The following is a 13,155-nucleotide window of genomic DNA, read 5'->3' as shown; positions in this document are numbered from 1 at the left end:
ATATGAATCCAATTATAATAAAATATAAAAGTACAATAGCAAGCAATTTTAAACTTTCTCCATCATTACACAGGAAATCTATTTCTCAAAATAATAATTCACTTAAAGTTTTTGATTTTCTATCAAGAAATTTAGAAAAAAAGGATTTGGGTTTTGAGGTAGGTTCATTGAATTATGTTAAAAATTCCAATTATTTTTTTATCCGAACTAAAGCGCTTCAAAACCACACATTCCTTCCTGAAATATCAAATGAAAGCATTGAAAGCATACATCCGAAAGCATTTAAAAATTATAACTTAAAAAAAGGTGATATTCTAATTTCCAAAGACAGCAATATTGGAGAAATAATAATATTAGATAAAAATTACTTGAACTATATGCCTTCGGGAGCCCTTTATAGATTGCCGATTGAAAACAGGAAATATTATCTTTTAGCTTTTATTAAACATTCGTTTTTCAGAAATCAATTAGATATGATCGTTCCGAAAGGTGCAACTATCAGACATGCAGGAACAAAATTTTTAGATTGCAAAATTCCATTACCAAACACAAACGAAAAAAATATTATTGCTTACGTTGAAGCAATAATGAAATTAATAATTGAGTTTGAAGTAGCAATAAAAAATAAATTCCGATTAATTAATGACATCATCATTACGGAATTAAATAATGGTCAGAAAAAAAATAAATTCAATTTTGAACAACCTTTTTTTAATAACTTAAAAGAAAGTAAAAGGTTAGATACAGGCATTTACTCTGAAACATTCAAAAAAATTGATTTTCTCATTAAAAATTATGTTGATGGTTTTTTCTTTTTGAATACAGATAATTTTAGAAGTGGAAATACTCCGGAAATTCGACATATAGGAACAGATTCTACACTTAAATATCGTTGGGTAACACCAACAAACTGTTCAGATATTGGTTATCTTATGGTTGATGAAAGAATAAGTATGCTCGGTGAAAATAATCTAAATCAAAATGCAATGCTTTTAATTAATCGTACATCAAGAGGTGGAAGGGGCGAATATGTGGGCATTGCTGCCTATTACGATATTAGCGTTTATGGAACAGGACATCATAACCAAGGAATTTATAGAGTGTTTAACTATACAAATGAAGATTTGATTTTTATGACTTGCTTTATGAACACTGATATTATGAGAAAATATTGCTCATTTATGTGTGTAGGTTCAAAAATGAAAGAATTAAAAGCAAGTCAATTTTTCACTATTCCATTTCCCAACTTTGATAAAAAAATAAAATCTAAAATTGTTAATCTTTATAACAACGAAACAAACTTAAATAAAGAGTTATCAATAATTTTTGACAAGCCGGACTTGTATTTGAATAAAGGAGGATTAGTCCAACTCGAAATCTTATTGAGAAAATTGAAGACAAAGTTGAACGATACATTAGAAAAGATAATAATTAATGAAAAAATAACAATTGATTTTTCAGTTTAAATGAATTGAAAAAAATCAAAATACTTCTTTTTTTTGAACTATATTTAACCCCAAAATAATTTCCATAATTTTTTTTGATAATATACCTTAATTTCTAAATTTGCATTTCTTTATATAAATTAAAAAAATTATTAACTCAAAATACAGATAACAATGGGAAAAGACGAATTTGTAAAAAGACATAACGGTCCCCGACAAAGCGAAGTTGAAAAAATGCTTAAAGTTATCGGGACTTCCTCAATTGATGGGCTGATAGATGAAACAGTTCCAGCATCAATAAGATTAAAACAACCATTAAATCTTCCCGAAGGAATGTCGGAATTTCAATACATGAAGCACATTAAAGAGATTGCTTCAAAGAATAAAAAATTCAGAACATTCATTGGCATGGGCTATTACAGTACAATTACACCAAATGTGATTTTAAGAAATATTTTTGAAAACCCGGGTTGGTACACTGCTTACACTCCCTATCAGGCAGAAATTTCGCAGGGACGACTTGAGGCAGTTCTTAATTTTCAAACAGTAATATCCGATTTAACCGGCTTTCCGATTGCAAATGCTTCTCTTCTGGATGAAGCCACTGCCGCTGCCGAAGCAATGCTCATGCTTTTCAATTCACGTTCACGCGATGCTGTTAAAAAAAATGCAAACAAATTTTTTGTTTCACGCAGATTATTCCCTCAAACAATAGATGTTCTGAAAACAAGAGCAGAACCAATGGGAATAGAACTATTAATCGGTTGCCACGATGAATTTAAATTTGATGAAAAAACTTTTGGCTCAATAGTTCAATACCCCGCAGGTCACGGTGAGATTTATGATTACACTGAATTTGTAAAAAAATCACATACAGGAAATTGCCCTGTAGTTGTAGTTGCCGATATTTTGAGCTTGGCATTATTAACTCCACCTGCCGAATTTGGCGCTGATGTTGCTGTCGGCTCTACTCAGAGATTAGGAATACCGCTTAGTTACGGTGGCCCATCTGCTGCTTATTTTGCAACAAAAGAAGAGTTTAAACGAAGCATTCCCGGAAGAATTATCGGTATTTCGGTTGATGCACAGGGAAACAAGGCATTTCGTATGGCTATCCAGACAAGAGAGCAACACATAAAACGCGAAAAAGCAACATCGAACATTTGTACTTCACAGGTTCTGCTTGCAGTTATGGCTGGAATGTATGCAGTTTATCATGGCAAATGCGGTATTAAAAAAATTGCCGAAAAAATTCATAAAAAAACTTCTCTTTTAAATTCCGAAATTACAAAACTTGGTTACACTCAGGAAAATGAAGATTTCTTCGATACTTTGCGAATAACCATGCCTTCAGGTGTTTCCGCTGATGAAATAAAAAAGAATGCTCTAGCTCAAAAAATAAATCTTTATTATGCTGATGAAAAAACAATATGGCTCAGCTTGGATGAAGCCACAACAGCAGAAGAGATAAATACATTAATTGAAATTTTTGCAAAATCAGCAAAAAGAACTCCTTCAAAAATTGAGTGCAGCATGCTCAATTCGGTTAAAGAAACATTGCCAAATGAACTTATCAGAAAAAGCTCTTTCCTTGAAAATGAAGTTTTCAATTCATTTCATTCCGAAACCGAAATGATGAGGTATATCAAAAAACTCGAAAATAAAGATTTGGCGTTAAACAGAACAATGATACCACTTGGTTCATGCACAATGAAACTTAATGCTGCAACAGAAATGCTCGCATTAAGCTGGGATGAATTCGGTAATGTTCATCCGTTTGCTCCCGCAGAACAAACCGAAGGGTATAATATTTTAATAAAAGAACTGGAAAAAGATTTATGCGAAATTACAGGTTTTGCAGCTATTTCCTTGCAGCCTAATTCGGGTGCGCAGGGCGAATATGCAGGATTGATGGTTATCCGCCATTACCTCAAGGCAAAAGGACAAAGTAACAGAAATATAGTATTAATTCCCGCATCGGCTCATGGAACAAATCCTGCAAGTGCTGTTATGGCAGGAATGCAGGTAGTAGTTGTAAAATGCGATGCTCAGGGAAATATTGATACAAACGATTTGAAGGAACAAGCAACAAAACATAAAGATAATCTTGCTGCGCTAATGGTAACCTATCCTTCAACACATGGTGTTTTTGAAGAAAGCATAATTGAAATAAATAATATCATTCACCAGAATGGCGGACAGGTTTATATGGACGGAGCTAATATGAACGCACAGGTTGGACTGACAAGTCCGGCAACTATTGGCGCCGACGTTTGCCATTTGAATCTGCATAAAACATTTGCAATACCTCATGGCGGAGGCGGTCCCGGTGTTGGTCCTATCGGTGTTGCAAAACATTTAGTTGAATTTTTACCATCACATTCGGTAGTTAAAGTAGGTGGTGAAAAAGGACATGCCGTTTCGGCTTCTCCTTATGGAAGTGCATTAGTTTTGACAATTTCTTATGCCTATATAAAGATGATGGGCGGCAAAGGATTAACAGAAGCCACAAAGTATGCAATACTGAATGCAAATTATATAAAATCAAAACTTGAAAAATATTATCCGATTCTTTACACCGGAACAAAAGGCAGAGTGGCTCATGAAATGATTCTCGACTGCAACTCTTTTAAAAAAGACGGACACATTGAAGCGATTGATATTGCCAAACGGCTTATGGACTATGGCTTTCATGCTCCCACAGTTGCATTTCCTGTTCACGGAACATTAATGGTTGAGCCAACCGAAAGTGAGCCATTAGCCGAACTTGACAGATTTTGCGAAGCAATGCTCTCGATAAGAAATGAAATTGACGAAATTGAAAAAGGCACCGCTGACATTACAGATAATGTAATTAAAAACTCACCGCACACCGTAAATGTTGTTGCAAACTCCGAATGGAATCACAAATACAGCAGAGAAAAAGCAGCATTTCCGGTTAAAGGTTTACACAACGACAAATATTGGACTGTCGTAAGCCGCATTGACGATGCTTTTGGCGACAGAAATCTGGTTTGTACTTGTTCCAACCAATAAAAACTATTAAAATTTTTGTTAATTTTCCTTTAAAAAATTTTTTTTATTAAAAATTTATATAATTTTGGCAAATCTTACTTATAATAAATTATTAACTAAAATTTTAAAAATCATGAAAAAATTTACGTTTACAGTGTTGTTTGCTGCATTTTGTTTCAGTATAAATGCGCAAATTATTGCTACTCCAAATGGAGATGCAAAGGTTAACAGCAGTATTATTCAGCCCGCACAGAGATTAGTTGATACTATTCATGCAGCTTATTTCAGCCAGGCAACTTGTGCTGACTCATTATGGGTTCAAGGTGTAGTTGGAGGCGGCTTTGTTACAGGAAACAATCCTTATTACAACCAATTATTTCAGAGTATTTCCGGCTTAAGTGGTACAAACGAAGTAACAGGTGCATTAGGCTTCTTTTACACAAAAAACCCTTCGGGACAAGGAAATTCAAATACATATATGAAAATATATAATGTAACAGCAGGAAAGAAACCAACAGGAAGTGCATTAGGCACAAGCACTGCAATTTTAGCTAAAAACCTTACTGACATTCCAAATAAAACATTATTTACATTTTCAACCCCGGTTGCATTAGGGTCAGCAACGTCATTTGCGGTAGTTTTTTGTGCTCCCACTGCTACTGATACCGCTGCTGTTAGGTCTTCAAAAAATAAACTTCTTGAATCAACAACTTGTAAAAATTATTATGCTGATTCGGCTGGTGCTTATTATAGTTCAACATGGTGGTCATTTACCGGTTTGTTTAATTCTCCTAATGCATGGGAATTGGCTATTGATGTAATTATAAATCAAACATCAAATATTCAAACCGACGGTTATTTCCAGGGATTAAAATTAAATACTTATCCTAACCCAACTGTAAGCTCAACAAAAATAGTTTATGAATTATCAAAGAATACAGAATATGTAAATTTTGATTTATATGATGCAACAGGAAAGTTAATTTATTCAAGTTCTGAAAGCAACAGAAGTGCGGGTAGGTATTCCTTTGATTTAGATTTGGCCAAATATGGCAAAGGAATGTATGTTTACTCAATTGGCACAGAATACGGAAGAATTACAAAGCAATTAATTGCTCAATAAAATCTTTCAAAATAATATAAAAGGCTGCTCTTAAAAAAGTAGCCTTTTTTTATTTATTATCAAATTCAAAGAAATTATTTAAAAACAAATATTATTGTTTTTCTTTGTGTTCCTTTGTGAATACTTTGTGCCCTTTGTGGTTAAAATTTTATCATAACTATAAAGTAAATAAAAGCATTTGAAGCAATTTTTTTCCATCTTATTTTATTTTTTTTAATTTTGTTTTTCCCATTAAATAAGTTTATGTCAATAAAAGAAAATTTAACCAATCTGAAATTACAAATTCCCGGAAATGTTAAATTAATTGTGGTTTCAAAAACAAAATCAATAAAAGAAATTACTGAAGTTTATGATTCGGGACATAAAATTTTTGGTGAAAATAAAGTTCAGGAATTGGTTGAAAAACACACACAATTACCTCAGGATATAGAATGGCATTTTATAGGTCATCTTCAAACCAACAAAGTTAAACAAATTGCTCCTTTTGTTAACTTAATTCATGGCATAGATAGTATGAAGTTACTGTTCGAAGTAGATAAAGAAGCCAAAAAAAATAACCGCATTATTGATTGTCTTCTTCAATTCCACATTGCAACCGAAGACACCAAATTCGGATTCAATTATTATGAAGTGGAAGAACTCTTGTCATCTATGGCATATCGTGAATCAAAAAATATAAGATTAACAGGAGTGATGGGAATGGCAACCTTCACAAGCGATAAAGATTTAATACAAAAAGAATTTAAAGAACTAAAAAGATATTTCGATAATCTAAAAACTTCATATTTTGCCAACAGCAATCATTTCAAAGAAATTTCAGCAGGAATGTCCGATGATTTTCAAATTGCAATAGAAGAAGGAAGCACAATGGTTCGAATAGGAACAGCCATATTTGGAGAAAGGAATAAAAGTTAATAGTCATCGGACATTCTGAACGAAACTCTCGACTTTTTATGGACAGACACTTCTATAGTTATGTCAATTATAAAATGTCGTAAAAACCGAAATAAAATTTTTAATATATTTTGGTTTTCTGCTGAAAAAATAAGTATTATTCTTATACTTACTATGCTTCAATTACAGGGCATAGCAAAATTTTCAAATTTGTTTTTTTAATTCAAAATATTTTTGCAAATTGCAGCAAAATTCAATGATTAAGTACTAATTATAAACGAAATTTAAAAACAAAACCATGAAAAAAGTTCATAATTTTAATGCAGGTCCTTCGATTCTTCCAAGGATTGCAATTGAAAACACTGCAAAAGCAGTATTAGACCTTAATGGCATAGGAATGTCAATTTTAGAAATCTCGCACAGAAGCAAAGATTTCGAAGCAATTATTAACGAAGCATCTTCATTATTTAAAGAATTAATTGGAGTTCCTGAAGGTTATCAGATATTATTTTTAGGTGGTGGAGCAAGCATGCAATTCTGTACGGTTCCTTTCAATCTTATGAATAAAAAATCTGCTTACCTTGATACAGGCGTGTGGGCAAGCAAAGCATTAAAAGAAGCAAAACTTTTCGGCGAAGTCAACGTTGTGGCTTCTTCAAAAGACAAAAATTATTCATATATTCCAAAAGGTTTTACAATACCTACAGATGTTGATTATTTTCACATCACAACAAACAATACAATTTACGGCTCGGAAATCCGCGAGGACTTTAACAGTCCGGTTCCATTAGTTGCCGACATGTCGTCCGATATTTTAAGCCGTCCTGTTGATGTATCAAAATATTCACTTATATACGGCGGAGCACAAAAAAATTTAGGTCCTGCAGGTGTTACTTTCGTTATTGTTAAAGAAAGTATTCTTGGCAAAGTTGAAAGAACTATACCGACAATGCTTGATTACAGAACACATATTAAAGAAGGTTCGATGTTCAACACTCCTCCTTGTTTGCCTATATTCACTGTTCTCGAAACATTGAAATGGATAAAAGGACTTGGCGGCGTTAAGAAAATTGAAGAAATGAATAAAGCAAAAGCAAAACTTCTTTATGATGCAATGGACAACAGCAAAGTTTTTGTTGGCACTGTTGAAAAAGATTCACGTTCACTAATGAACATTTGCTTTGTAATGAGAGAAGGATACAAAGAGTTAGAAGAAGAATTCATGAATTTAGCAAAAGCTAACAGTATGATAGGCATCAAAGGACACCGTTCAGTTGGCGGATTCAGAGCTTCAACATACAATGCACTTCCTATTGAAAGCGTTCAGGCATTAGTTAACCTGATGAAAGAATTTGAAGTGAAATATGCAAAATAGTCATGAGTATGGAGTCAGGTGTTGGGAGTTTTGTAGTAAGTAAAGATGAAATATTCAATTTTGAGAAACTTAATGTTTATCAAAAATCATTAGCGTTTTTAGACTTAGTTTATAAAACTTCTGATACTTTTCCTAAAATGGAAAATTTTGCATTAACAAATCAATTTATTAGAGCTGCTCAATCTATATCGTTGAATATAGCTGAAGGTTCTGGAAATACGGTACCATTATTTATAAGATATTTGAATATTGCAAAATCTTCGGTTCGCGAATGTATTGTTTGTGTTTCAATAGCTAAGCGAAGAAAATATATTAATGAGGAAATAGAAATTATATTAAGGAATCAATTAATTTTAATTTCTAAAATGATTAGTGGATTAATCACAAGTTTGAAAAAATAATCTCCCGGCTCCTGGCACCATACACCAAACATATTTTATAAACTTAAAAATTAAATAAACAATGACAAAAGTATTAATAGCAACAGAAAAGCCATTTGCTGCAGCAGCAGTTGATGGTATTAAAAAAATATTCACAGAAGCAGGTTTTGAAACCGTTCTTCTGGAAAAATACACCGACCCAAATGATTTGATAAAAGCGGCTGCCGATGTTGATGGACTAATTATCAGAAGCGACAAAGCAACGCGGCAGGTTATTGAAGCAGGGAAAAATCTCAAGATTATTGTTCGTGCAGGTGCAGGATTTGATAATATTGACCTTGCTGCAGCTACCGAAAAAGGAATAGTGGCAATGAACACTCCCGGACAAAATTCAAATGCCGTTGCCGAATTAGCGCTCGGAATGATGGCTTTCATGGCAAGAGGATGTTTTAAAGGAATTTCGGGAACAGAATTAAAAGGCAAGAAACTTGGCTTGCAAGCTTATGGTTACGTTGGAAAAGCAGTTGCAACTATTGCAAAAGGATTTGGCATGGATGTTTATGCTTTCGACCCTTTCGTACCGAAAGAAGCAATTACTAAAGACGGTGTGAAAGTTGTAAATTCCGTTGAAGAACTTTACAGCACTTGTCAGTATGTTTCATTGCATATTCCTGCAAATGATAAAACAAAAAAATCAATAAATTATGCACTTCTTTCAAAAATGCCAAAGAATGCAACACTTGTGAACACTGCGAGAAAAGAAGTTATTAACGAAGATGATTTGAAAAAGATTTTTGCTGAAAGACAGGATTTCAAGTATGTTTCCGACATAGCTCCCGACTGTCATGCTGACCTGTTGCAATTTGAAAACCGCTATTATTCAACTCCTAAAAAACAAGGAGCAGAAACGTCTGAAGCAAATGTTAATGCAGGTCTTGCTGCCGCAAATCAAATTGTAAAATTCATAAAGAACGGCGACAAAACTTTTCAGGTGAATAAATAAGTTAATTGTTAATAGTGGCTTTAACTTTAAACGTTAAACCTTAAACTTTAAACAATTTTTTTTAAAATCCCAAATCGAAAATCCTAAATCCTAAATTAAACTATGGCAATATTAAAAGCATTCAAAGGACTACGTCCGCCGAAAGAAATTGTAAAGGAAATTGCAGCACGCCCGTATGATGTGCTGAGTTCAAATGAAGCAAGAATTGAAGCGAAAGGAAACAAATATTCGCTGCTTCATATTACAAAACCCGAAATTGACTTGGGAGAAAATGTTGATGAGCACGAACCGCAGGTTTATGAAAAAGCAAGAAAAAATTTCGATATGTTCAGAGAAAACGGATGGCTTGCTCCCGACGAAAAAGATTGTCTTTACATTTATGCGCAAACAATGGAAGGCAGAACACAATACGGAATCGTTGGCTGTGCAGGTGTTACAGATTATCTGAATAACATTATAAAAAAACATGAGCTAACAAGAAAAGATAAAGAAGAAGACCGCATGAAACATGTTCGTGTGAATAATGCAAATATAGAGCCCGTTTTCTTTACTTATCCTGCCGTTAAAGAAGTTGATGAAATAGTTGCCGATGTTGTAAAAAATCAGAAGCCAGAATATGATTTTGTGGCAGATGACGGCTTCGGACATCATTTTTGGGTTATAAAAGATGATAAAATCATAAACAAACTTATCGAGTTGTTTGCAAAAATTCCTTCTCTTTATGTTGCCGACGGTCATCATCGCACTGCTGCCGCAGCACTTGTAGGAAATGAAAAAAAACAGAAAAATCCGAACCACACAGGAAAAGAAGAATATAATTTTTTCCTCGCTGTAATATTTCCCGGAAATCAACTGCATATTATAGATTATAATCGTGTTATGAAGGATTTGAACGGATTATCGAAAGCCGAATTGTTTGAAAAACTCAGTAAATCTTTTGATGTTCAGGAAAAAGGAACTGAAATTTACAAGCCGAATAAAATGCACAATTTCAGCATGTATATTGACGGTAAATGGTATTCATTGACTGCAAAGCCCGGGACATACAACGATAACGACCCCATCGGAGGACTTGATGTTACAATACTATCAAACCTTGTTCTTGATAATATTTTTGGAATAAAAGATTTGAGAACTGATAAAAGAATTGATTTTATTGGTGGAATAAGAGGACTGGGTGAATTAAAAAAACGCGTTGACAGCGGCGAAATGAAAGTTGCTTTTGCTCTTTATCCTGTTCCGATTCAGCAATTATTCAATATTGCCGACACAGGAAATATAATGCCACCAAAAACTACATGGTTCGAACCAAAATTAAGAAGCGGATTGGTAGTGCATTTGCTGGATTAATTTTTTTGCCGCTTTTTCAAAATTTCTTTGAGTACTTTGTGGTTAAGTTAAAAAAAATATTTAACCACAAAGGAACACAAAGAAAACACAATCTCTTTTGTTTCTATAATTCCAACTTCTTTCAAAAAAATTTCCTATAATTACAACCTTTTAAATTTTCACTTGTCTTTATTATTGAATTTGCAAATTGACAGAACAAATTTGGATAATGTATCGGTAGATATTCATCGCGAGCTTATTGAGCAAAGCAAAAACGGAATAAGAGTCGCACAGTACGAGCTTTATAAGCTATACTCTAAAGCCATGTATAATATTTGCTACCGGTTATTAAACAATAGAAATGTTGCAGAAGACATACTGCAAGACACATTTATTGATGCATTTACCAAACTTGATTTATTCCGTTATGAATCAACATTCGGAGCATGGCTAAAGCAGATAGCAGTGAACAAATGTTTGAACGAACTTAATAAAACAAAAACAAATTTTGAATTCATTGACATAGAAAATTATGATTTCGCAGAAGAAAATGGAGCAATAAATGAAGAAGAATTAAAAATGAGTGTAGCAAAAGTGAAAGAGGCAACGGAGCAATTGCCCGAAGGATGCAGAGTAGTTTTTTCTCTGTACAGCTTTGAAGGATACGACCATCAGGAAATAGCAAGGATTTTAAAAATAAGCGAATCAACATCGAAAACACAATATATGAGAGCAAAACAATTGATAAAAGAAATGTTAATTAAAAATAATTATGCAACCCGATAAATTAGAAAAATTCATCAGCGACAACCGCCGCGAATTTGATGATAAGACACCTTCATCAGATGTCTGGAGCCGCATTGAAAAAAATATTGAGCAAAAAAAACAAAAAAGAATAAACTGGCTCGGCATTTTGTGGAAAGCAGCAGCGGCAGTTTTGATATTTGTTATGTCATATTATTTTCATAGATATTATGATAACAAGCCGCAACAAACAATCGTAGCAGTGAAAAATAACAAACCTGTCAAGGACATTTCAAAACCAGTTATAAAAAACACAATTGAAGAACCGAAAAAAGAAGTAACACAAAACACTGTAACTAAAAGAAGTTTTGCGCAAAGCAAAAGAAAAGTAATAAATAAAAAATCTTCCGAAAATATTGTTGAAAAACAAATTGAAGAAGTAAACGGATATTATTCTTATCTCATTGAAAACAAAAAAAATGAAATTTTTCATTTTGCAAATGCCGGATTTGACACAAAAAATGAAATCAATGTGGAATTTTCGATTCTCGATAAAAACCTTAAAGAACTTCGGAAAGACCTAAAAGACAATGTAAACAATGAGGAAATTATTGAAGCAATGATACAGAATTATCGCATAAAACTTGATGTACTTGAAAATATTTTAGAACAACTTAAAAACAAAAACAAACAAAAAAATGAGAAAGAATATAAAATATAAATTTGCATTAATTACTGCTTTTATATTTGGAATTTCTTTGGTAATAAAAGCACAACCATCAGAAAAGCATAAATATATTTCTAATGTTTATAAAGCATTTTCCGAAACAAATGTTCAAATTGCAAATAAATATGGGAATATAAATGTAATTACTTGGGAAAAAGATTCGGTTCGGATAGAAATTGACATTAAAGCAATTGCCAGGCCAGATAAAGTTGAAAAAATATTGAACAATGTTGATGTGAATTTTACAAATTCCCAATATTACATTATTGCAAAACTTGTTTTCAACGATTTTAAGGGAACCGCTTTAGCCGATTTCTCAGATATGGCAACAACAAGCATAAGCGGAGGCAATAAAGTTGAAATCAACTGGACTATACATATACCCGAAAAAATATCGCTTTCCCTTGAAAATAAATTCGGAAATATTTATACAACAAATCTCAACGGTAACCTCGACATATCAATATCAAACGGGGATTTCAAGGCAAATAATCTTTTCGGTGAAACAAAATTAAATCTCGAATTCGGCAATTGCAGCATAAGTAATATGAAAAATGCAAAACTTGTTTTCAATTATTCCGAATTTGATTTGTTGTCAGCAAATAAATTAAGCATTGAAAGCAAATCATCAAAAATTGAAATAAAGAAAGTGAACGAAATTGAAATAAATTCAAAAAGAGATAAATATTATATTGACACTGCCAACGTAATAAATTCCGGTGCTGATTTTTCATATTTAATTATTTCGCAATTGAAAAAAAGTATTTTCTCAAAAAGTAAATACGGAAGTTTAAAAATTGATGCTGTTGAAAACGGTTTTAAATATGTTAATCTTATTCCAACTTATTCCGATATAAATTTATCATTCAACAAAGAATCGTCATTTACATTTAGTTTAACAACTAAAAAAACATTAACCTCATTGCCCGAAACTTTCAATTCGCTTGAAAAAATTTTTATTGATAAAGAAAATGAAGAGTACAAAGTTGCAGGTACAATCGGACAAAGCCAGCAATCACTGCCCGAAGTTCAGATTAATGCTTCTAATGGAAGTGTTGTTGTGAAATTCAGATAAATTAATTTGTGAACTAAGCGAAGCGTTCTCATGAGCATCCTTTAA

General features: G+C 32.7%; 11 protein-coding genes. All 11 read left to right on the top strand.

Annotated features, from left to right (window positions below; genetic code table 11):
* The first annotated feature begins 2 nt into the window (after nt 1–2).
* The 11 genes from WC223_03775 to WC223_03725 all read left to right on the top strand — a co-directional run bounded on the left by WC223_03775 (nt 3) and on the right by WC223_03725 (nt 13,110).
* Nucleotides 3–1,466: a restriction endonuclease subunit S gene (locus WC223_03775; protein MFA6923353.1), complete on the top strand. Its 1,464-nt coding sequence runs from the start codon at nt 3–5 to the stop codon at nt 1,464–1,466.
* A gap of 153 nt (nt 1,467–1,619) precedes the next feature.
* A complete protein-coding gene (gene gcvP / locus WC223_03770; GenBank protein ID MFA6923352.1) occupies nt 1,620–4,481 on the top strand; it encodes an aminomethyl-transferring glycine dehydrogenase in 2,862 nt (953 codons plus the stop codon).
* 112 nt (nt 4,482–4,593) lie between these two features.
* On the top strand, nt 4,594–5,583 hold the full coding sequence (locus WC223_03765; protein ID MFA6923351.1) for a T9SS type A sorting domain-containing protein: 990 nt from the start codon (nt 4,594–4,596) through the stop codon (nt 5,581–5,583).
* Between the two features lie 243 nt (nt 5,584–5,826).
* A complete protein-coding gene (locus WC223_03760) occupies nt 5,827–6,498 on the top strand; it encodes a YggS family pyridoxal phosphate-dependent enzyme (protein MFA6923350.1) in 672 nt (223 codons plus the stop codon).
* A 277-nt stretch (nt 6,499–6,775) separates the two neighbouring features.
* Nucleotides 6,776–7,852 (top strand): 3-phosphoserine/phosphohydroxythreonine transaminase, encoded by a 1,077-nt coding sequence (gene serC, locus WC223_03755; GenBank protein ID MFA6923349.1) that lies wholly within the window; start codon nt 6,776–6,778, stop codon nt 7,850–7,852.
* An 8-nt stretch (nt 7,853–7,860) separates the two neighbouring features.
* Nucleotides 7,861–8,253: a four helix bundle protein gene (locus WC223_03750; GenBank protein MFA6923348.1), complete on the top strand. Its 393-nt coding sequence runs from the start codon at nt 7,861–7,863 to the stop codon at nt 8,251–8,253.
* Between the two features lie 61 nt (nt 8,254–8,314).
* Nucleotides 8,315–9,235 (top strand): 3-phosphoglycerate dehydrogenase, encoded by a 921-nt coding sequence (locus WC223_03745; protein ID MFA6923347.1) that lies wholly within the window; start codon nt 8,315–8,317, stop codon nt 9,233–9,235.
* A gap of 102 nt (nt 9,236–9,337) precedes the next feature.
* Complete coding sequence (locus WC223_03740; GenBank protein MFA6923346.1) at nt 9,338–10,585, top strand: DUF1015 family protein; 1,248 nt, start codon at nt 9,338–9,340, stop codon at nt 10,583–10,585.
* 180 nt (nt 10,586–10,765) lie between these two features.
* Nucleotides 10,766–11,350 (top strand): sigma-70 family RNA polymerase sigma factor, encoded by a 585-nt coding sequence (locus WC223_03735; GenBank protein ID MFA6923345.1) that lies wholly within the window; start codon nt 10,766–10,768, stop codon nt 11,348–11,350.
* On the top strand, nt 11,337–12,029 hold the full coding sequence (locus WC223_03730; protein ID MFA6923344.1) for a hypothetical protein: 693 nt from the start codon (nt 11,337–11,339) through the stop codon (nt 12,027–12,029). Before WC223_03735 ends, WC223_03730 begins: the two co-directional genes overlap by 14 nt.
* A complete protein-coding gene (locus WC223_03725; GenBank protein ID MFA6923343.1) occupies nt 12,007–13,110 on the top strand; it encodes a hypothetical protein in 1,104 nt (367 codons plus the stop codon). The genes WC223_03730 and WC223_03725 overlap by 23 nt, the downstream gene beginning before the upstream one ends.
* Nucleotides 13,111–13,155 lie beyond the last annotated feature (45 nt).

Source organism: Bacteroidales bacterium (assembly GCA_041671145.1).
In the GTDB taxonomy this organism is placed as follows: Bacteria; Bacteroidota; Bacteroidia; order Bacteroidales; family JAHJDW01; genus JAQUPB01.
This window is presented reverse-complemented; position numbering and strand designations above follow the sequence as displayed.